21 protein-coding genes are annotated in these 20,559 nt (G+C 68.0%); 10 read left to right on the top strand and 11 right to left on the bottom strand.

The genetic code is table 11. The features are described from left to right. Positions 1-4 precede the first annotated feature (4 nt). Together ABZ260_RS05050 and ABZ260_RS05045 are read right to left on the bottom strand one after the other, a co-directional pair. Complete coding sequence (locus tag ABZ260_RS05050) at positions 5-1,021, bottom strand: serine/threonine-protein kinase (RefSeq protein ID WP_355613143.1); 1,017 nt, start codon at positions 1,019-1,021, stop codon at positions 5-7. Between the two features lie 169 nt (positions 1,022-1,190). Beyond that, positions 1,191-1,334 carry a hypothetical protein gene (locus ABZ260_RS05045; protein ID WP_355613141.1) on the bottom strand — a complete coding sequence of 48 codons (144 nt, stop codon included), beginning with the start codon at positions 1,332-1,334 and terminating at the stop codon, positions 1,191-1,193. 533 nt (positions 1,335-1,867) lie between these two features. On the opposite strand from ABZ260_RS05045, the gene ABZ260_RS05040 reads away from it, so the two are divergent. The 10 genes from ABZ260_RS05040 to ABZ260_RS04995 all read left to right on the top strand — a co-directional run bounded on the left by ABZ260_RS05040 (position 1,868) and on the right by ABZ260_RS04995 (position 12,695). Next, a complete protein-coding gene (locus ABZ260_RS05040; protein ID WP_355613139.1) occupies positions 1,868-3,619 on the top strand; it encodes a hypothetical protein in 1,752 nt (583 codons plus the stop codon). Further along, positions 3,619-4,155 carry a hypothetical protein gene (locus ABZ260_RS05035; RefSeq protein WP_355613137.1) on the top strand — a complete coding sequence of 179 codons (537 nt, stop codon included), beginning with the start codon at positions 3,619-3,621 and terminating at the stop codon, positions 4,153-4,155. The genes ABZ260_RS05040 and ABZ260_RS05035 overlap by 1 nt, the downstream gene beginning before the upstream one ends. 10 nt (positions 4,156-4,165) lie before the next feature. Continuing rightward, positions 4,166-4,834, top strand: coding sequence for a VWA domain-containing protein (locus ABZ260_RS05030; RefSeq protein ID WP_355613135.1), 669 nt, complete (start codon positions 4,166-4,168; stop codon positions 4,832-4,834). A gap of 35 nt (positions 4,835-4,869) precedes the next feature. After that, positions 4,870-5,796, top strand: a complete 927-nt coding sequence (locus ABZ260_RS05025) for a protein phosphatase 2C domain-containing protein (protein ID WP_355613133.1) — start codon at positions 4,870-4,872, stop codon at positions 5,794-5,796. A gap of 1 nt (position 5,797) precedes the next feature. After that, on the top strand, positions 5,798-7,396 hold the full coding sequence (locus tag ABZ260_RS05020) for a hypothetical protein (protein ID WP_355613131.1): 1,599 nt from the start codon (positions 5,798-5,800) through the stop codon (positions 7,394-7,396). Continuing rightward, positions 7,393-8,727: a BREX system ATP-binding protein BrxD gene (gene brxD, locus ABZ260_RS05015; protein ID WP_355613129.1), complete on the top strand. Its 1,335-nt coding sequence runs from the start codon at positions 7,393-7,395 to the stop codon at positions 8,725-8,727. Before ABZ260_RS05020 ends, brxD begins: the two co-directional genes overlap by 4 nt. Further along, on the top strand, positions 8,724-10,805 hold the full coding sequence (locus ABZ260_RS05010; protein ID WP_355613127.1) for a DEAD/DEAH box helicase: 2,082 nt from the start codon (positions 8,724-8,726) through the stop codon (positions 10,803-10,805). Before brxD ends, ABZ260_RS05010 begins: the two co-directional genes overlap by 4 nt. A gap of 301 nt (positions 10,806-11,106) precedes the next feature. Further along, positions 11,107-11,688, top strand: a complete 582-nt coding sequence (locus ABZ260_RS05005; RefSeq protein ID WP_355613125.1) for a DUF4352 domain-containing protein — start codon at positions 11,107-11,109, stop codon at positions 11,686-11,688. A 278-nt stretch (positions 11,689-11,966) separates the two neighbouring features. Then, entirely contained in the window at positions 11,967-12,341 is a 375-nt protein-coding gene (locus tag ABZ260_RS05000; RefSeq protein WP_355613123.1) for a hypothetical protein, read from the top strand. Between the two features lie 21 nt (positions 12,342-12,362). Continuing rightward, a complete protein-coding gene (locus ABZ260_RS04995) occupies positions 12,363-12,695 on the top strand; it encodes a hypothetical protein (protein WP_355613121.1) in 333 nt (110 codons plus the stop codon). 237 nt (positions 12,696-12,932) lie between these two features. Here ABZ260_RS04995 and ABZ260_RS04990 read toward each other — a convergent pair whose 3' ends face one another. From ABZ260_RS04990 to ABZ260_RS04950, 9 genes are all read right to left on the bottom strand, one after another. Then, positions 12,933-14,294, bottom strand: coding sequence for a serine hydrolase domain-containing protein (locus ABZ260_RS04990; RefSeq protein ID WP_355613119.1), 1,362 nt, complete (start codon positions 14,292-14,294; stop codon positions 12,933-12,935). 346 nt (positions 14,295-14,640) lie between these two features. Next, on the bottom strand, positions 14,641-15,849 hold the full coding sequence (locus ABZ260_RS04985) for a cytochrome P450 (RefSeq protein WP_355613117.1): 1,209 nt from the start codon (positions 15,847-15,849) through the stop codon (positions 14,641-14,643). 91 nt (positions 15,850-15,940) lie between these two features. Then, a complete protein-coding gene (locus ABZ260_RS04980) occupies positions 15,941-16,702 on the bottom strand; it encodes an ABC transporter permease (protein WP_355613115.1) in 762 nt (253 codons plus the stop codon). Positions 16,703-16,711: 9 nt separating this feature from the next. Further along, entirely contained in the window at positions 16,712-17,518 is an 807-nt protein-coding gene (locus ABZ260_RS04975) for an ATP-binding cassette domain-containing protein (protein WP_355613113.1), read from the bottom strand. After that, complete coding sequence (locus tag ABZ260_RS04970) at positions 17,518-17,931, bottom strand: DUF1048 domain-containing protein (RefSeq protein WP_355613111.1); 414 nt, start codon at positions 17,929-17,931, stop codon at positions 17,518-17,520. Before ABZ260_RS04970 ends, ABZ260_RS04975 begins: the two co-directional genes overlap by 1 nt. A gap of 2 nt (positions 17,932-17,933) precedes the next feature. Further along, positions 17,934-18,263 (bottom strand): PadR family transcriptional regulator, encoded by a 330-nt coding sequence (locus ABZ260_RS04965; RefSeq protein ID WP_355613109.1) that lies wholly within the window; start codon positions 18,261-18,263, stop codon positions 17,934-17,936. 16 nt (positions 18,264-18,279) lie between these two features. Beyond that, positions 18,280-18,576, bottom strand: coding sequence for a hypothetical protein (locus ABZ260_RS04960; RefSeq protein ID WP_355613107.1), 297 nt, complete (start codon positions 18,574-18,576; stop codon positions 18,280-18,282). Positions 18,577-18,619: 43 nt separating this feature from the next. After that, positions 18,620-19,459: a hypothetical protein gene (locus tag ABZ260_RS04955; protein WP_355613105.1), complete on the bottom strand. Its 840-nt coding sequence runs from the start codon at positions 19,457-19,459 to the stop codon at positions 18,620-18,622. 174 nt (positions 19,460-19,633) lie between these two features. Then, a complete protein-coding gene (locus ABZ260_RS04950; RefSeq protein ID WP_355613173.1) occupies positions 19,634-20,461 on the bottom strand; it encodes a class I SAM-dependent methyltransferase in 828 nt (275 codons plus the stop codon). Positions 20,462-20,559: the final 98 nt, after the last annotated feature.

Raw genomic sequence — 20,559 nt, 5'->3', positions numbered from 1 at the left:
CCTCTTAGAAACGGGCCTTCGAAGCGTAGGCGCCGCGCAGGCGTGCGGCGAGCAGGGCGACAACGGAGCCGGGAACGATCACCTGGCCGAGGTCGCGCCTGGGGGGAAGCGGCGGCTCGATCTCCGGAGGGTCGGACTCCCGCTCCACGTAGGTCACCACCGCCAGCCTGCGAGAGGCCACCGGAAGGGTCGTTCCGTCGGCGGTCGCCAGCTCGGAGAGCCAGGCCGTCGCCTGCACCGGCTCGGGGCGGGCCGCCGGGTCGTGCGCGAGCATCGCGGCGACGATCGGTTCGAACGCGGCGGGAAGCCCGTCGAGGTTCGGGGCGATCTCGGGGTTGACGATCCGCATGAACAGCGCCGCGAGGTTCGGCGCGTCATAGGGGTAGTGCTTGGTCAGCGCGAACAGCAGGGTCGCGCCCAGGGCGTAGACGTCCGTCGCCGACGTGACGTTCTTGGGGGTGTTGGCCTGCTCGGGTGACATGCAGGCGGGCGTGCCCAGCGTCGACTCCGAGGTCGTCAGGTCCGTCGGACCGTCCGCGAAGGCCACCAGCCCGAGGTCGATGAGCTTGGGACCCTCCCGGCCCATCAGCACGTTGCCGGGCTTGAGGTCCCGGTGGAACAGGCCGGCCCGGTGGATGTCCTTGAGCGCGCCCGCGAGGAGAACGCCGAGGACCGCCGCGTCCTCGGCGGCGAGCGTGCCGTGCAGCTCGACGAACTCCTTGAGGCTCAGCCCGCGGACATACTCGACCGCGAGCCAGGGCTGCTCGTTCTCCTCCTCGGAGGCGTCGACGAGCCCCGCGACGTACGCTCCCTGAACGGTGCGGAGCGCGTCGATCTCCCTGGCGAACCGTGCCCGCACCTCGGCACGGCCGGTCAGTTCCTCACGGATGACCTTGACGGCGACCTGCTCCTGGTCCTGGGTCAGGCCGTAGAACACCCGGCCCATGCCTCCGAAGCCGAGCCGGCCATGCAGCGTGATGTCACCGATCCGCCGGGGGTCGGAACGGTCCAGGGGGTCCATTCGCACCTGCCTTGAGATTGCAGAACGCCGTCCGGCCAAAGTACGACCTCATCACGTACGCGAAAGAAATGCACTTCCAAATCAGAGATCTGCGAACAGATCGTTATCCCTTTTCCTGACGTCCGGTCAGCTTAGCGACAGTTAGCAATGTTTTTCAAGTGAATCATATTCACAATGGAATTGCCTCGACGCTCCGCAGATCAACCAGGATGCCGGGCTCGCCGGCGTCGACCTCACTGACCACCCAGCGCTGCCCTCGAATCTCCACCAGGGTTCCGATGCCCGGTCGTTGCCGGGTCGCACTGGTCACCATTAACTCCTCGCTGGCCCCCCGGGGTGCCATGCGGTGATCGCGGAGGGCGTGACCGTCGGGGGGAGACGGGAGTAAAGGACCTGCAAAGTCGATCGCCCTGTGACCGTTCCGTCAGGGGCTGGGACTGGACTGTATGCCACACACGTGTTTCATGTCTACAAGAATAATCATCTGTGTGCTCGGTTCACATTTTACCAAAAATGATCTAAGCTGCAGCAGGGTGACGCGGCACCTGCCCGACCGGATTACCAGGCGAGTGCCACCTCCTGCTGCGCGCCTCGACGGAGGGAGGATCCGGCACCCCCGACAACGCCGTCAGGCGCCGGACCGCGACTGTCGCTAGCAGGGAACATTCCACGCAAACCGACAATCTCGCATCGCTCCCATCTCGGCGGTAAACCCAGCCACTTTCTGGTGCGTCAGCTAACGCAAGTGTCGCATGCCGCAATAATCATGCAAATGCATAAATTGGGCAACGCGTCACGTTCATTGATTTATGTCCGAATTTATTAATGAGAGGGTGGTGGTTGCCCGTGATGGACCACGAGCTCGCCGCCGAGCTGCGTGAACTCGCCACCGATCCTCGCCTGGCGACCCGCGAGGACGAGTTGCGCGACCTCGCGCTCGCGATCACCGACTCCGACCGGGCCGAACGCTGGTGTGAGGTCGACCTGTTCGCCGCCTTCTCGCCCGAGGACAGCATCGTCCCGAGCAGAGAGCCAGCGGAGACGAAGCGGAAGAAGACCTTCCGCTGGTTCGGCATCTTCCTGAGCTCATTCCTGGTCTTCGCCCCGATCCTCATCACCTGGCTGGGACTCCGGCAGGCCACGGAGGCGTACGGCGAGGTTCTTCAGGCCAATGGCTCCGAGGCCGCCCAGCAGCCCTTTCTTGAGATGTGGCAGCAGGGCTTCGGCGGTCGGCTCAATGGATTCTTCAAATTCGACAACATCGCCCTGTGCACGCTCGTCGCGATCGCCCTGCTCATCTCCTGGACCGTCTACGAGAACGTCACCCGGAACAGCGAGGAGCGGCAGGACAACACCTCCGAGCGTGATCTGGCGCTCCTCCGTGCCCGGCTCCGCCGGGCGCTGACCAGAGCAAGCCTGCTGCTCGGCCAGGTCCGGCTCTCCTCCCCGGCCCGGTTCGGGACCGAGCTGACCAAGACGGTCGCCGAGATCAACAGCGTCGGTGAGACCGTGAGCAAGGCGCAGACCGAACTGGTCGACGCGCTGTCCCGAACCTGGAAGGCCACCCAGCAGACCACCGAACTGCTGACCAGCGGCGCGTCGGACGTGCGGGAGACCATGGCGACCCTCCGCACCCACCTGGCGAACATCAACGTCGCCTACGACGACGTGAGCGCGGCGGTGGAACAGGCGTCGGCCTCGATCGACGCCGTCGGCTCCAGCACCGGTCAGGCCGTCGCCAACGTCGGAGACCAGCTGGCCGCGGCCATCACGCAGACGACCCTCGACATGCGGCGCGCGTTCGTCGAGGAGCTGGAACGATCGACCAAGTCAGTTCAGAGCACGGTCGGTGAGCTGGTCACCGCCACGGGGAGCATGAAGGACACCTTCAACGACGGACTCACCCGCTCCATGAAATCCGTCCAAGGCACCATTACCGACCTCGACTCCCGCATCGGCGAACTCATCACCGCCACAGGGACCATGAAAGACACCTTCAACGACGGACTCACCCGCTCCATGAAATCCGTCCAAGGCACCGTCACCGACCTCGACTCCCGCGTCGGCGAACTCGTCACCGCCACCGCGGGCATCGAGGGCGCGGTCAACCGCACGGCCATCTCGATCGACTCGGTCGGCGCGACGACAGAGAAGGCCGTCGGCCTCATCGGGGGGCAGGTCACCGATTCCCTCGTCGTCACGGCCGCCGAGTTCCGCCGGACGTTCGGAGACACCGGTACGGAAATCCGTGAAGCCCTCGGAGACTGGTCCACCACCGCGCACGCCCACGCCTCCCGGATCGAGATGGTCTCCGACACCTCGGGCCGGACGATCGCCCTCCTGGAACAGACCCACGACTCCCTCGGCCGGCTCCCGGCCGCGATCTCCACGGTCCTGGCCGAACTGCCGGTCCGGGTGAAGGAGATCTCGGGAGGTGACTTCGCCGAGCTGGGGCTCGCGATCACCCGGCTGCAGTCCGCGGTGGATCGGGCGGCCGAGGCCGTCGAGACCTCCACCGCTGCTCCCGATCCCGTCCCTGACTCCGGCTCCGGCTCCGGTTTCAGCTTCGGTTTCGGCTCCTCACCGAAGGGCCGGTGATGGCCACCCGGCGCCGGAGGTCCACGCCGATCCTGCTGGCCGGCTGGCTCTTCGCCGACCTGCTGCTCGGTCTCACGATCATCATGCTGGGAGCCCAGGCACCGCCTTCGCGGCCCGCCGTACCCGTGGCCGGAGAGGGCACCGGCATCCCGACTCCCACCCCCTCGCCGACGCCGTCCCCCTGCGCGACCCGGATCGGAGGCGTCGGCGCCAAAGCGACCAAGATCACGTTCCGGGTGAACCCCGGTGCCGATGACGACGCGCTGGCCGCGAAGGTGAGGAAGGAGCTTCGAAAGCACCGGAAACATCTGGCCGGTCGGCACGCCGGCATGGTCCTGACCTTCGGCGCCAACGGCGCCGCCGGTCAGGGTGTCCATCTGGCCACCCGGGTCAACACGGCCCTGCGCACGACCTACCCGAACATCTTCCGAACCGCGGCGACCCGTAACTTCCATGACCTTGCCGCCCCCAGCGGGTCGATCTCCATGGAGGTCTACTTCGTGACGGACGGCTGCGCCCCTACTCCCAAGAACTGAGGATCACCTGATGGGTGAGCAGGTACTTCCCTTCTACCTGGTCTGCGATGAGTCCTACTCGATGCAGGGTGCGCCGTTGGACGCCATCAACCAGGAACTTCCGAACATCTACCGGGAGATCGCCAGCAACCCGGTGGTCGCCGACAAGACCCGGCTCGGCCTCATCGGGTTCAGCACGGGCGCCCAAGTGCTACTCCCCCTCGCCGATCTCAACGAGGTCCAGTCGTTCGCGCAGCTGACACCCCGGGGCGTCACCAACTACGGCGCCGCGTTCTCGCTGCTCCGCGCCACGATCGAGCAGGACATCAGAGAGCTCAAGCAGGCCGGGCACGCACCGTTCCGCCCGACCGTCTTCTTCCTCACCGACGGTCAGCCCACGGACGACTGGGCAGCCGCCCACCAGCAGCTGATCAGCCCCGGGTTCAAGGCCCGCCCGACCATTCTGGCCTTCGGCTTCGGTGATGTTCAGCCCGCGACGCTGAAGCAGGTGGCCACCTTCAGGGCTTTCATCGCCCACGGCGACGTGTCGCCCGCCCAGGCGCTCCGCGAGTTCGCCCGGCAGTTGCTCAACTCCGTGGTCCAGTCAGCAGTCGCCTCCGCCAACTCGTCGAACGGCGCGCTGATGGCCTTCCCCGAACAAGCCAAGGGCTACACGGTACTGGCCGCCGAACCCGTCTGATCCCACCCCAACCGGACCTCAGAGGAATCCCCCACGTGGAGCAGTCACACGGAAGCGCGCGACCCGAGCTGCCTGAGCCGGTCCAGGCGCTCCCCGAACCATCGACGCCGGTCCCGACGTTCCCGGAGCCGCTGGTCATCGGTCGACCGCCGATGCTGCGCTCGGACCCCGGTGTACTACCGACCCCCCATCCCGAGCATCTCGGACGCCCAGACAGTGAACTGGACGGCGCCGCGCTGCCCGGACTGGTCGTGCGGGCCGCCTCGATCCGGGGGGACGCACATCGCTACTACGGCACCCCTCGTCAGGACGCGATGGGACTGTGGCAGACCGGCGAGGCCCAGCTGCTGACCTGTGTCGCCGACGGGCTCGGCAGCAAGGAACTGTCTCACGCGGGGGCATCCCAGGCGTGTGCGTCCGCCTACCGAAATATCACCGATCTTCGGGCGTACACCGATCTCCAGGTCGCGGCGGAGTATCTCATCGAAGGCATCGCCGATGACATCCGCAAGCAGGCCGTGCAACACGAGGTGCCGGCGGACGCGCTGAGCACCACCTTCCTCGCCGCCGTCATCGACCAGAGCGCGGATGCCTCCTCGCATCGCGCCCGCCTCATGCGGGTCGGTGACAGCACGGCGTTCCTCCTGCGCAGGGGCGTCTGGGAGGAGTGCTTCGGGAAGGAGGGCGAGGAGACGATCGCCAGCTCGGCGACCCACGCGCTTCCCGGCGACATCGGGCATGTCGAGGTCGCGGTCGCCGACCTCGAACCGGGTGACATGCTGCTGCTCTGTACAGACGGCATCTCCACGCCGCTGACGCGGAACAGCCGGGTCGGTGACCAGCTCTCGGCGTGGTGGAGTCAGGCGGAGCCACCCTCCCTGCCGGAGTTCTTCTGGCAGTCCAGTTTCCGCGCCAAAAGCTATGACGACGACCGTACGGCGATCTGCGTCTGGAGGGTCTGAGATGGCCTTCGGCACGCACCCCCATGACCGGCAACGCACCTCGCTGTCACTGGAGTCCGAGCCGCTGGGCGAGGGCGGCCAGGGAGTGGTCACCCGGGTGCACGGCCCCGGTCCGCTCGTCTACAAGGAGTACATGCCGCAGGCCGGGACGGTGAACGGCCACGCCCTCGCCGACCTGGTGAGTTTCGGCCACGCCCTTCCCCCCGGGGACCGGCAGTTGCTCTTCGCCCACTGCGCGTGGCCGGTGGCACGGGTCCTGCACGGCGACCGGGTCACCGGGTTCCTCATGCATGAGGTCCCCGGCGAGTTCCGCGGGACCATCGGCGGCAAGTCCAAGCTGGTCGAGTTGCAGTACCTGCTCTACACCCCCAACTGGTCCTGGCAGGACCTGCACCAGCCGGACCTCGAAGGCCGAGTCACCATCGCCCTGCTCGCCGCCCAGTTGATCGACCTGCTGCACGGGCACGGGTTCGTGCTCGGCGATATCTCGTTCCGCAACCTGCTGTGGCGGCCGGCCCCGCCGTACCGGATATTCGTCCTCGACTGTGACGGCTTCCGCCGCCATGGCGGTGAGCCCGTGCTGCGGCAGGCGCACACCCCCGACTGGGACGATCCTCACCAGCCCGCCACCGGCCCCGATCTGGACACCGACCGCTACAAACTCGCACTGCTCATGGGCCGTCTGCTGACCCGCAACGCCTATGTCCGCCCCGGTGCGGAACCGGAGCTGCTTTCCGGGCTGGATCCGTACGTGGCCACCGCAGTCACCGGGTTGTTCGCCCAGGCAGCCACCCCGCGTGGGCTCCGCCCGACCGCCGCGGAGTGGGCTCAGGCGGTTCTCGGCCGCAGGCGGATCCTGCTGAACCGGCCCCCGGTCCGGCAGGTCACCGTGCCTCCCGAGCGGGCGGATATCCATCTCCCCGGCGCCAAGCGGCTCTCGCAGCCGATCCACTCAGTGCCGAAGGACCGTCTCCGTCCGGTGACACCGGCGGATGATCCTTCGAAAACGTCATCGGGAGAACCTCGCGTATATCTGCCGATCTCCCTGCCCTTCTCCGCGCCGCCTTCACCACCGCCCATGCGGTCGCGGCCTCCCATTGCGCCGCCTTCCCGGCCGCCTTCACCACCGCTCCCCCCGCCCCCCATGCGGTCGCTGCCCCGACCGCCTTCACCACCGCCCTCGCCACCCCTGCGGTCACTGCCCCCCGCCGCGTCGCCCGCACCGCGCCGAAGCTCTCCCGTCGCCCCGGCACCTGCCGAACCGGCCGCCCCGAGTCGGCCGCTGACGCTCGGCGAACGGGTCACCGCGTCCGACGAGTTCGCCGAGCAGCGGCGGATCTCCCCTGGCAATATCTCCGACGACAAGGTGGTCCTGCTGCTCGACGCACTGCAGGCGCGAGGCGGCCGTCTCGCCGTGACGGAGGTAGCGGCGCTGATCGGTGAGCCGGTGGACAGGACCCGGCTGCTGATGGTCACGGCGAAGCGGCTGCTCAATGTGGATGGTTACGACGTCCTCACGCTCAAGGACGGAGACCAGACCGTCGACCTGAACCTGGGGCTTCTGAAGGAACAGTTTCTCGACGAGGAGGTCGAACCGTGACACGTAAGGTCAGCCGGGCGAGACGGCGGCAGATCATCGACGCCCTGGGGCGCGGCACCGTACCGCAGAACGGGCTCGATCTCTTCGCGGTCGGCATGGAGCGGTTCGAGAAGGCGCTCGACGAGGACCTCACCGCCGTGACCGGAGGCAACGCCGGTTTCAAGGCGATCCGTGGCGAGTACGGCTCCGGCAAGACCTTCTTCGCGCGCTGGCTCGCCGAGCGGGCGAAGCGGATGAGGATGGCCACCAGCGAGATCCAGATCTCGGACACCCAGACTCCGCTGCACAAGCTGGAGACCGTCTACCGTGCCCTGATCAGCGGCCTCTCCACGGCCAGCAGCCCACCGAGCGCGCTGCGCGAGATCGTCGACACCTGGCTGCTCACCCTGGAGGACGACGCGAGTGCCGCGACGGGGATCGCCAAGGACGACCGGCGGGCGATGGTCTCGGCGGTCGACGAACTCATCGAGTCCCGGCTCACCGAGGCGGCCCAGAACGCTCCCGCCTTCGCGACCGCGCTGCGCTTCTACCGCCGGGCCAGGCTCGCCGGGGACCAGGCCACCGCGGACGGGTTACTGGCCTGGGTGGGCGGGGAGCCGAACGTGGCGGCGACGGTCCGCCGCTACGCGGGCATCAAGGGGAACCTGGACTCGGGGAACGCGCTCGGTTTCCTGCAGGGCCTGCTGACCGTGCTGCGCGACTGCGGTCATCCCGGACTGCTCGTGGTGCTCGACGAGATCGAGACGCTGCAGCGGATGCGCAGCGACATCCGGGAGCGGAGCCTCAACACGCTCCGGCAGCTCATCGACGAGATCGACAAGGGCCGGTTCCCCGGGCTCTATCTCGTCATCACCGGCACCCCCGCGTTCTACGACGGGCAGCAGGGGGTACAGCGACTCACGCCGCTGGCTCAGCGGCTGGCCACCGACTTCGACACCGACCCCCGGTTCGACACGGCCCACGCGGTGCAGATCCGGCTCACCGGTTTCGACACCGACAAGCTCGTCCAGCTCGGCTGCGCCGTACGCGACCTCTATGCCGAGGGGAATCCCGCCGAGGCGCGGATCAGGTCGCTGGTCGACGACGGCTACATCAAGGAACTGGCCACCGCCGTCGCGGGCCACCTGGGGGTGGGCACGGCACCGCGGACGTTCCTGCGCAAACTCGTCGCGGACGTGTTGCACCGGGTGGCCGAGCATGAGGAGTTCGCCCCCCGCAGGCACTACCGCCTGACCGTCCTCGACACCGAACTGAACGACGACGAGCGCAACGCGACCCGCCGGGTACCTCGGGCCGTGTCGGCGGACGAGGTGGAACTCGACCTGCTGTGATCGCGCTGCACCCGACGCTGGCCCACCACGTCACCAACACCCTCGGCTGGTCCCGGCTCCGGCCGCTGCAGGCCGATGCCCTCACCCCGATCGGGGACGGGCTGGACGCGCTGCTGGTCGCCCCGACCGCCGGGGGCAAGACCGAGGCGGTGGTGTTCCCGCTGCTCTCCATGATGGAGGAGCAGCGCTGGAGCGGCCTGTCGGTGATCTACGTGTGCCCGCTGAAGGCGCTGCTCAACAACCTGCTGCCACGGCTGCAGAGGTACGCGACCTGGCTGGGCAGGCGGGTGGAGCTCTGGCACGGCGATGTCTCCGCCTCGCGGCGGCAGTCGATCCTGCGTGACCCGCCGGACGTGCTGCTGACCACCCCGGAGTCGCTGGAGGCGATGTTCATCGGGACCCGGGTGGACCACCGGCGTTTCATGCGGGACCTGCGGACCGTGGTGGTGGACGAGGTGCACGCCTTCGCCAAGGACGATCGGGGCTGGCACCTGCTCTGCGTCCTGGAACGTCTCACCCACCTGGCCGAGCGCCCGATCCAGCGGATCGGTCTCTCGGCCACCGTCGGCAACCCCGGCGAGTTGCTCTCCTGGCTGCAGGGAACCGGTACGGACCGGCCCGCGCGGGTGATCTCCCCCGGGACGGTCACCGATTCCCGTTCCCCCGACATCGAGCTTGACTACGTCGGCTCCGTGGCGAACGCGGCACGGGTCATCGCCGCGTTGCACGCGGGTGAGAAGCGGCTGGTCTTCTGCGACTCCCGGCGCATGGTCGAGGAGCTGGGCGAGACGCTCCGCGGCCACGGCGTGACCACCTTCCTGTCCCACGCCTCGCTCTCCGCCGACGAACGCCGCCGCGCCGAGGAGGCCTTCGCCCAGGCCCGTGACTGCGTCATCGTCTCCACCTCCACCCTGGAGCTGGGGGTCGACGTCGGCGACTTGGACCGGGTCATCCAGATCAACGCGCCCTGGTCGGTCGCCTCGTTCCTGCAGCGGCTGGGCCGTACCGGCCGGCGCTCGGCGGGTACCCGCAACTGCCTGCTGCTGGCGCTGAGCCGGGACGACCTGCTCGCCGCGGCCGGTCTGCTGCGACTATGGGGAACGGGTTACGTCGAGCCCGTGCAGCCGCCGCCGAACCCCCGGCACATCGTCGCGCAGCAGTTGCTCGCGCTCACCCTGCAGGAGGGGCGGATCGGCGACTCGCTCTGGCCTGACTGGTGGAACGGCCTGTCCCCCTTCGAGCTTCGTTCCGCCCGACCCGTGCTCGACCACCTGGTCACCGAGGGGTTCCTCGAACGGGACGGCGGCATGCTGCTCATCGGGCCGGAGGCCGAGCAGCGCTTCGGGCATCGCCACTTCATGGACCTGACCGCAGTCTTCACCGCACCGCCGGAGTTCACCGTGCTGCACGGCAGCGTCGAGATCGGCCGTACCGATCCCGGTCTGCTGACCTCCTCGGTGCAGGGACCGCGTCTGCTGCTGCTGGCGGGGCGGACCTGGAAGGTCGATTGGATCGACTGGAAGCGGCGGCGGTGCTTCGTCGACCCCGTGGAGGGAACCGGAGGGGAGGCCCGCTGGACGTCCACCGCGTTCGGCGGCACGTCCTTCGCGCTGGCCCGCGCCATGCGGGACGTCGCCCTGGGCACCGACCCTCCGGTACGACTCACCCGCCGGGCCGTCGACGTACTCGCCAAGGTCCGCGCGGAGATCGCCGACACCGTCCACCCCGACGGCACCGTGATCGTGCGCGAGGACGGTGACCTTTACTGGTGGACCTGGGCGGGTTACCGGGGCAACGCCACGCTGATGGCCACCCTGGGGTCGCTGGCCGATCCCATCCATCGGGTGGACGACCTACGCGTCCGGCTCCGCGCCGACCTCACCGGACCGCTCCGGCGCGCTGACCTTCGCGCTCTCCACCTCCGGCACCCGCAGGTGGACGACAGGGCGCTGAACGGGCTCAAGTTCAACACCGCGCTACCGCGCGAACTCGCCGTCGAGACGCTGGCCGCCCGCCTGGCCGACTTCCCCGCCGCGGCCTACGTACTCACCGAACCGACACGTCTTCTGGTCCGGTGACCAGGGCGGTCGTCCTGGCTGCTTGAACCTGCCCGCCCCGGGGTGCGGCAACACACGCGCTCCGGGGTATCTGCCGCGACTTGAGTGCAATCCAATCAGACAAGAACGAGATACATCAATTAGTGATGATATGCATATATGCGACAGTCACAAGTCTTAATCTTGTGCATCGTATTCACACTATGATTCACTGGCGTCGCACGATCGCCCCCACCCCCTGGAAAAGCGAGGTCCCGCCATGCACGGAAACCCGCAACCCCCGCAGCACGGCCACCCCCAACCCCCTCCACAGGTGGTGATCGTGCAGCGGAAGCGAGGCGGCTGCCTGCGCGCGATCCTCATCGGCGCCGCCGTGCTGATCGGCCTGGTGGTGATCGGCGTCCTCCTCAGCGGAGGCGACAAGGACAGCGGGAACTCAGCGAGCTCGGACGACACCGCGGCCACCGACACCTCCGCCCCCGCGAAGAAGACCGAACCCAAGTCGGCGGGAATCGGCGACACCGTCAGGGACGGCAAGTTCGCCTTCAGGATCACCAAGATCGAGAAGGGCGTCGCGCGGGTCGGCGACGAGTACGTCGGATCTGATGCCCAGGGGCAGTACGTCCTGGTGCACGTCACCGTGAAGAACATCGGCGACGAGTCCCAGCTGTTCAGCGACTCCTCGCAGAAGCTCATCGACACCAAGGGCAGGCAGTACGACCCCGACTCCGGCGCCGCCGCCCTCGGGCTGAAGAATTCCAACGCCTTCCTCAACACCATCAACCCCGGCAACGCGGTCAACGGGATCCTGCTCTTCGACGTCCCGAAGAACTTCAGGATCAAGGCGATCGAACTACACGACTCCCCCTTCTCCGGCGGTGTCACCGTCGCCCTGAACGACTGACCACGCGCCCCTTTTCGGATCGAACCAGAGGAGGCCGCCCGGCGGTTCAGGCGCGAGGCCCGGATCATCGGCGTCCGTACCGCACGGAGCCGCAGGGTCATCTCATTACGGGAACGATCCATTCCTTCACGACCCGGCCACCACTAAAATCTCGTCCACTCGGAATCGTTCCTCCGAAGAGAAGCCTTGCTCGCGCCCGACCTCTGACGTCGCTCGTATCCCCAGGCGCCCATCACCTCGCCTCACCCCCCCCACGACTCGAAGGAGAAGGGAACCACGTGAGCGTGCAGCAGTCCCGGGCCCACGATCCCCAGCTGATCGACTCCAGCACGCGCCTGGTGGAGTTTCTCCGCGACCTCGCATCGGCCCGCCGGGCCCCGATCCGGGACCTCCGCCAACACAGTCAGGTGCTCTGGCTGGCAGACCTGCCGAACGAGGTCAAACCGGATCGCGAGGCAGGGCTGGGCGAGGTCTTCCTCTCCGTCGATCCCGTCCGGAGCGCACCACACCCGGCTCCCCCGGACAGGCTCGACGGCTGGCTGCGCCACGATGAGCTCATCGACGCCGAACTGGACGCTCCGGAGCTGTCCGAGACCGGTCCGCGCCGCATCGAGGAAACGGACGAGAACGGGCAGACGACGTCCCGCCGGTAGACCCGGCAGGACCGGCCCGAGGTGGTCAGGGCCTATGGCGACTGGCTGCCTTCCTGGCAGGCCTGGGCGGAGGCGGAACGGGAGCGGCAACGGCAGCAGCGCTGGTACCGCGACCTCTACTCGATCTCCAACCAACTGGACCAGGTCGAGGACCAGCTGGAACTGGTGCTGGCGACCGGCCTGCTCTCCTGTGAGGTGCCCGGCGGCCCGCGCGTCCGTAACCATCTGCTCGCCACCCGCCTCCATCTCCGGGTCGACCGGCACTCCCAGCGGGTGGACGTCCTGCTGGGCGAGACGGCGACCGTACTCCAGGACCGTGAGCTGCTTGACGAGCTCCTCGATGTGCTGTGCTGACGCTTACCAGCACTGCCGTTCGGCCCTGCTCGATCTCGACCCAGGAGCCGGGCAGCGCCCACAGCAGTTGCCCGGTGCCGCGCAGCTCACCCACCGGACCCACCCGGATCGACCAGTTCGGCCAGTGCCTCCTATCTCCCCCGCCGCAGGCGGTCAACGACGCCGGCGTCGGGGATGTCGTGCCGGTCTGCCGGCTCCTGCAGCGTCTCCTGGAGTTCCGTCACGCGAGGGCTGTCGTCAACCGAGGCAGGACCGGACGGCCTTGGCCAGGTTCGACGCCCGCGGGTCGTCGGGCCGGAAGTTCCAGAGGTTGGTCACGTAGCCGAAGCCGACACCGGCATCGGGGTCGGCGAAACCGATCGATCCGCCCGAGCCCGGGTGGCCGAACGACCCCGGCCCGGCCATCGGCAGCGGCGGGCAGGCTCGCCAGAACCCCAGTGACATGTAGAAGGAGCGGTCAGCCGGGATGTTCAGCCCCGGCGGCAGCCCGTGCATCGGCGTCTTGTCGGTCTGGACGGCTGTCATCTTCTCGACTGTTGACGGATCGAGCAGCCGCACCCCGTCGACGTCGCTGACCGTGGCGGCGTACATCCGCGCCACCGATCGCGCGTCCGCGAGCATGTTCGCGGCCGGGAACTCGGCCGCGCGCCAGGCACGCGTGGTGTGATAGCCGGTCGTGTTGTCCAGGGCGCCGCCGAGCTCGCCGGCGCGGGCTTGGACCGAGCCCGGGCCCCACACGGCGTTCACCCATACGGTGACGGTGTCCGCGTCGAGTCCGGTGATCGCGATCAGCCCGGCCGTGAGCTCCTCCACGCTGAACGGTGCGGCGTAGTGGATCCGGGCCACCCGTCTCTCCTGTTTCTCAGGCAGCCCGATCCAGGCGCTCAGTCCGAGCGGGGCGGCCACCTCCTCGGCGAAGAACCTGCCCAGTGACTTGCCGGAGATCCGGCGCACGACCTCCCCGACCAGGAACCCGAACGTGAAGCTGTGGTAGACGTGCTCGGTGCCCGGCTGCCACAGCGGCTTCTGCGCCTCGAGTGCACGGATGACCGGGTGCCATGCGCAGGCCTGCTCGAATGTCAGCGGTCCGTCGACGATCGGCAGACCGGCCTGGTGTGACAGTAACCAGCGCACCGGGATCTGGCCCTTGCCGGCAGCGCCGAACTCCGGCCAGTACCGGGCCACCGGGGCGTCCAGATCCAGCTCACCTCGCTGTGCCAGCATGTGGGCACAGATCGCGGTGGCACCTTTCGTGGTGGATGCGACCTGGACGATGGTGTTCTTGCGCCACGGTCGGTTCGCCTCGCGATCGGCGAGGCCGCCCCACAGGTTGACGACGGGGCGGCCGCCCACGTAGACGCTGCACGCCGCGCCGACCTCGCCAGGGTTGTCTTTGAAGTTCTTGCGGAACGCGTCGGCGACTTTTCCCCAGCCGTGCTCGACACCGTGCCCGGCATCGTCACCGCTCACGGAGGCGTTGGCGCGGCCGGCGAGGGCGGCGTGCGTGCTGGCGAGCGCGCCGGCACCCAGCACGCCCTTCAACACGGTCCGGCGCCCGACGTGTCCCTGTTCGGGTGTCCCGCTTGTCGTGTCCTCCATGCTGTATTCCTTTCTGGAGATCTGAAATGCAGGGAGTCTGAGACTTCTGGAGCAGACGTACGTCGGATCGACCGGGACGGTCCGTGTTGCTGGATCGGTGCGGCAAGAGTGGTGTGCGAGGAGCACGAGCAGTTTTCGTCGAAGGCGGACACGGCCGGCCATCGGTTCCATGCCGTCGTGTCGCTCCGGCTCGCACTTGGTGGTCTTGTCGTGGAACGCGAGCCGCCCTCGTCAGGGGGCCACCGGAATACGGGCGTAAACGGGCCGCGGACGCGATCGCCGCAGGCGAGCAGGCACAGCGGTGGCGGGCGGCCCGTACGTGCTCTCGCCTGTCATTGGTTCGTGGTTACGCGTCCCAGGTGACCGGGAGGCTCTTGACCCCGTAGATGTCGGCGGTCTCCGGGCGCAGGGCGACCTCTTCGGCGGGTACGGCCAGGCGCAGCGTGGGGAAGCGGTTGAGGAGTGCGGGGAAGGCGACGCGCATCTCGACGCGGGCGAGCTGCTGGCCCAGGCACTGGTGGATGCCGTGACTGAAGGCCAGGTGGCCGCCGTCCTGCCTGCGCAGGTCGAGCACGTGGGGGTTGGGGAAGCGCTCGGGGTCGCGGTTGGCGGTGTTGAGCGACAGGATGACCGTCGTACCGGCCGTGATGGTGTGGCCGCCCAGCTCGATGTCCTCCAGCGCGACCCTGTGGAACTGCTTGGCGACGCTCAGATACCGCAGCAGTTCTTCGACGGCCTGGTCGGTGAGCGTGGGCTCGGCGCGCAGCGCGGCGAGCTGGTCCGGGTTCCGCAGCAGCGCGAAGGTGCCCAGCGCCAGCATGTTCGCGGTGGTGTCGAACCCGGCCGACAGCAGGATCAGGGCCATCCCCTGCAGCTCCTCGTCGGTCAGGTCGCTGTCGAGCAGGTCGCTGAGCACGTCGTCGGTGGGGTTCGCGCGCTTGGCCGCCACCAACTCGGCGAGGTACTGCTGGGTCGCGGTGTAGGCCGCGATCAGCTCCTCGTCGCCGACCTCTCCGCCGAGGAACTTGTCGATGTTCTCCTGGAAGAAGCCCCGGTCCTCGTACGGCACGCCCAGCAGCTCGCAGATCACGATGGCGGGGATGGGCTTGGCGAACGCGGTCACCAGGTCCACCTGCGGTCCGGCCTTCTCCATGGCGTCCAGGTGGTCGGCGGTGATCTGCTCGACGCGTTCGGTGAGCAGTCGCATCCGGCGGACGGTGAACTTACCGACCAGTGGTTTGCGGTAGCGGCCGTGCTGTGGCTCGTCCATGAGGAGGAACTCGCCGGGCGGCGCCGGGGGGACCTCGATGTCGCCGTAGTCGATCAGCGGGTGGTGGCGCATGAGTTCCTTGCGCGAGCTGAATCGCGGGTCGGCCAGGAGCGCCCGGACCAGGTCGTAGCCGGTGACCAGCCAGCCCTGGTGCCCGTCGGGGAAGGGGAAGCGGCTGATCGGGCCGTGCTCGCGGGCGTCGATCAGCTCCTTGGGCGGGTCGAAGGGACAGCCGGACTGACGCGCCGCCGGCATCGTCGTGACGGTGTGGAGGGATTCAGTCATGATCTTCCCTGTCTCGCGATAGGACGTGTTGTGTGGAGCTCGAACTGTCCGCCACGCTCATCGGGATTACGACAAGCCCGACCGATATTGCCTAGGAGATCTTGCGGCGGTAGGTGTTCATGGCGAAGACGTACGCGACGATGAGGATGCCGACACACCAGGCCAGGGCGATCCAGATGTCGGTGCCGACCGGCTGCTGGGTGAACAGGTCGCGAATGGCGTTGACGATGGAGGTCACCGGCTGGTGCTCGGCGAAGACGCGCAGCGGGCCGGGCATGGTGTCGGTGGGCACGAACGCCGAGCTGAGGAAGGGCAGGAAGATGAGCGGGTAGGAGAACGCGCTCGCGCCGTCCACGGACTTCGCGGACAGACCGGCGATGACGGCGAGCCACGTCAACGCCAGGGTGAACAGGATCAGCATGCCGGCGACCGCGAGCCACGCCGGCACTCCCGCCCCCGAGCGGAAACCCATGAGCAGGGCGACGAGCACGACGACCACGAGCGAGATCAGATTGGCGACCAGCGAGGTCAGCACGTGCGCCCACAGCACCGACGACCGCGCGATCGGCATGGACTGGAAGCGCTCGAAGATGCCGCCCTTCATGTCCATGAACAGCCGGAACGCGGTGTAGGCGATGCCCGAGGCGACCGTGATGAGCAGAATGCCGGGCAGCAGGTAGTTCACATACGAGACCGACCCTGTGTTGATCGCGCCGCCGAACACGTAGACGAACATCAGCAGCATGGCGATCGGCATTATCGCGGTCGTGACGATGGTGTCCACGCTGCGTGTGATGTGGCGCAGGGAGCGTCCCAGCAGGACGGCGGTGTCACCGAAGAAATGCTTGCTCATCGTTGTTCCTTACTTGCGTACCGAGATGCGGTGTTTGTCGGCGTCGCCGTCCTTGCCGTCGGTGCCGACGAGGGTGAGGAAGATGTCCTCCAGGGTCGGTTGCTTCTCGACGTATTCGACCTTGGCGGGCGGGAGTAGCTGCTTGAGTTCGGCCAGGGTGCCGTTCACGATGATCCGGCCCTGGTGCAGGATCGCGATCCGGTCGGCGAGGTGTTCGGCCTCGTCCAGGTACTGCGTGGTGAGCAGCACCGTCGTGCCTTGGGCGGCGAGTTCCCTGACGGCCTGCCACACCTCGATGCGCGCCTGGGGATCGAGCCCGGTCGTCGGCTCGTCGAGGAAGACGACTGGCGGATTGCCGATGAGGCTCATCGCGATGTCCAGGCGGCGGCGCATGCCACCTGAATACGTCGACACCCTGCGCGCGCCCGCGTCGGTCAGCGAGAAACGCCTCAGCAGGTCATCGGCGATCTGGCCGGGATTCTTGAGATGCCGTAACCGGGCGACCAGCACGAGGTTCTCCCGCCCGCTGAGGATCTCGTCGACGGCGGCGAACTGTCCGGTGAGGCTGATGGACTCTCGCACGTTCGCCGGTTGCGTGGCGACGTCGAAGCCGTTGACGCCGGCCGTCCCCGCGTCCGCCTTGAGCAGCGTGGACAGGATCTTCACGACCGTGGTCTTGCCCGCCCCGTTCGAGCCGAGCAGGGCGAAGATGCTGCCCCGCGCCACGGTGAAGTCCACGCCGCGCAGCACATGCAGGTCCTTGTACGACTTCTCCAGACCTTGCACCTGGATCGCCTGGGCTTGCTGTGTCGTCATCAGTCTGTCCTGTCCTTTCTTGCGGTGTTTTCGCCGGCGGCGCGTTCGATGGCGCCGGTGAAGCGGTTCCGCTCCCGGGTTCTGTACTGCCCGATCGGGTAGTTGGCCACGAACGCCTCCACGAACTCCACGGGGTCTTCCCCGAAGATGCCGCGGATTGGGGTTCCGTCCGCCGCGCTCTGTTCGAACAGATCGGCAAGATCCTCATACATCGCCATCGCGCCGGCGCCGTCCGCCGGCCCGAAGTGCATCAGGTACCGCTCCAGCGCTTCGACGGCCGTGCGATAGTTCTCGGGAAGCTGCTTGATGCGCGCCTTGTACTGCCGGTAGCGCCGCTTGTCCTCGAGCGACCCGGTGACCACCTCCAGGTACTGCAGGTAGCGGCTCTTCGGCTCGTTCGACCCTGTGACCACGTCTACTTCCCTCCTTCGCGGAGTTGTTCGAGCCTCTCGGTGAGGAAGCTCCAGTTCCTCCAGAACTCTTCGAGGTACTTCCGTCCTTGAGCGTTCAGGGAGTACACCTTGCGCGGCGGCCCCTTCTCGGACGGGACCTTCTCCACGTCGACGAGGCCGCGCTGCTCGATCCTGACGAGCAGCGCGTAGATGGTGCCCTCGGCGATGTCGGAGAAGCCCTGCTCCCGCAGCCACGCCGTGATCTCGTAGCCGTACGCGGGCCGGCCGGACAGGATCGCCAGAACGATGCCCTCCAGCGTTCCCTTGAGCATCTCCGTCAGTTGCTTGCCCACGGAACACCCCCTGCCGCTACTCGGTGACGCTAACTACCAGTACAAAGTAACACCGACTACTGGTACCTAGCAACACCGAATAGCGGCAGGGGGCAATCGGGGGCCGCGAGCATGTGGGGGCGGGCAGCCTGATCTCGGAGTGAACGCCGACCATCAGGTGGCCGGGGAGCGCCGCCACCAGCTCGTTCTTCTGCAGCAGGTCGAGCAGGCCGTCCTCGAAGGGATCGCCGTCGCCGCGCGAGGTGACCGGGCCGCGCACCTGGTCCGCCACCGGGAACAGGCAGAGCGTCACGACCGACGCGACGCACGCCACGGCCACCCGGTACGGCGAACGCGCGGCCGTCCGTACAGGAACGTCAGGATGAGCGCGGACGCGGTGAGAGCGGCGCTGTGCCAGAGCGGCTGGTGTGCGGGCCGGCGAGGTCATGGGCGGACCGGGCCAGCCAGACCGGCCAGAAAAGGTTGACCACGCCCCAGAACCCCACGAGGGCGAAGTGATCATTGGTGAAGGCGAACGCCAGCGGTGCGACGAAGAACGGCAGCGCCATGGACGCCACCCCCGACCACACGGTGCCCCTGCCCCACCTGCCGTCCCCGGCCTGGGCCACGAGGGTCAGCAGCATCCAGAGCAGCCAGGTCAACCCGTCCAGTTGGACGATCTCGAAGCCTCCTTCGAGGCTCCGGAGATCGAGAAGGCCGAGCACCTCCTCACCGATCGAGCCCGCCACGGCGAGCGTCCCAGCCGCCAGCGCGGTGAGCCGTAGCGCGCGGGAGGCGCCGTCCAGCACCCGGTAGAACAGCACCACCAGGGCGAGCTGTCCTAGCTCTTCCAGGTCGTAGGTCCGCCAAGGCAGATAGGCCGCGAACCAATCGAGCGAAAAGAGGGCCACATTGACATAGAGCGCCACCCGCAGCAGGCGGACGGCTCTCCCCTGCTCGCCGATCTCCCCGGCGACCCGCCCGCGGAGAATCTGCCACAGCGCCCAGCCCTGCGCCGCACCGACCAGGAGCAGGAACAACACCTGCCGGCCCGCGCCCGGCTCTCCCGGGAGAACCACCAACGGCCGGAGAACCCTGTCGTCACCGCTCACCAGCGCGACGACCCCGAATGCGACCACCGCGGCCAGATAACCGCCCACGACGAATGCGGCCAGCCATCCGAAACGATATCGACGGCCGGAACGGATGGAACGCATATGTACTTCCCGGGGGGCGAGAAAGCGAACAAAGCGCTCAACCCTAATCGAGCTCCGACCCCGGATGTACTTTCACGCCACCGCCGATACGATCCGGATCTCTCCAACCGCGCTTTCATCCCGGCCACAAGGCGGGCGTCCTGCCCGCGGCGTCGGATACCCCGGAAAGCCGGGTCAGACGGTGCCGATTTTTACCGCGGTGACCGCCATCGTGGTGTAGGGCATCGTGAAGCCGCCCCCGATCGCGTCGATGGCTGCCCCGACGTCTGCCAGTACTTCGGCCAGTTTGTCCGCCGGGAGCCGGGTGAGGCCACCGGTCGTGGGCAGCAGATCCAGCCACTCGTCGCGGGTGTAGAACCGCTCCCAGTCGAATCGCCACTGCTCCGGGTCGCCGAACTCGTCCGCCTTTCGGATTCCGTCGGCGAACACGGTGAACATCTCCTGGTAGATGTCCAGGCCCTGCTTCGGTGGCCGGCCGTTGAACGGCGAGTCGGGCACCACCCGCCGATAGACCGCCGTGAGGGCCTCCGCGATGGCGGGCGGCGGCTCGAAGACATGCGCGAACACCGCCAGCCGGCCGCCGGGCCGCAGGACCTGGGCCGCCTTCACGGCGCCCGCGACCGGGTCCACCCAGTGCCAGGCCTGGCCCGCGATGACCGCGTCGAACGTTCGGCCGGCCGGGTCCCAGGCCTCGAACGTCGCCACCTGCACCTCGACCCCGCTGTGCCGCGCGAACTCGGCCATCCGCTCATCGGGGTCGACGCCCAGCACTGTGCAGCCGGCCGCCTGGAACTGCCGGGCCGCTATGCCGGTGCCGCAGCCGACGTCCAGGACGTCGGGCCCGGGGCCGGCGGCGACGATCCGCTCCACGAGGGCGTCGGGATAGCGGGGCCGGGCCCGGTCGTAGCGTTCGGCGTCCGCCCCGAACGACTCCGCCACCTGTCTGGCCTTGTGCGGCTCATTCTCGGAAGGGTGCGATTGTCCCTGCGGTATAGTGGGCATGCGCCCGACCAGCCCGGCCATCCCGAAAAGAACGATGGCTCCCGCAACCGCGACACGCTTGACGCTTGGCACCGTCGAACTCCACTTCGCCCTCCGGC

Origin of the sequence: Streptosporangium sp. NPDC006013, from assembly GCF_040614275.1 — a bacterium.
In the GTDB taxonomy this organism is placed as follows: Bacteria; Actinomycetota; Actinomycetes; order Streptosporangiales; family Streptosporangiaceae; genus Streptosporangium.
The sequence above is the reverse complement of the archived record's forward strand: the minus strand, read 5'-3'. Positions and strand labels throughout refer to the sequence as shown.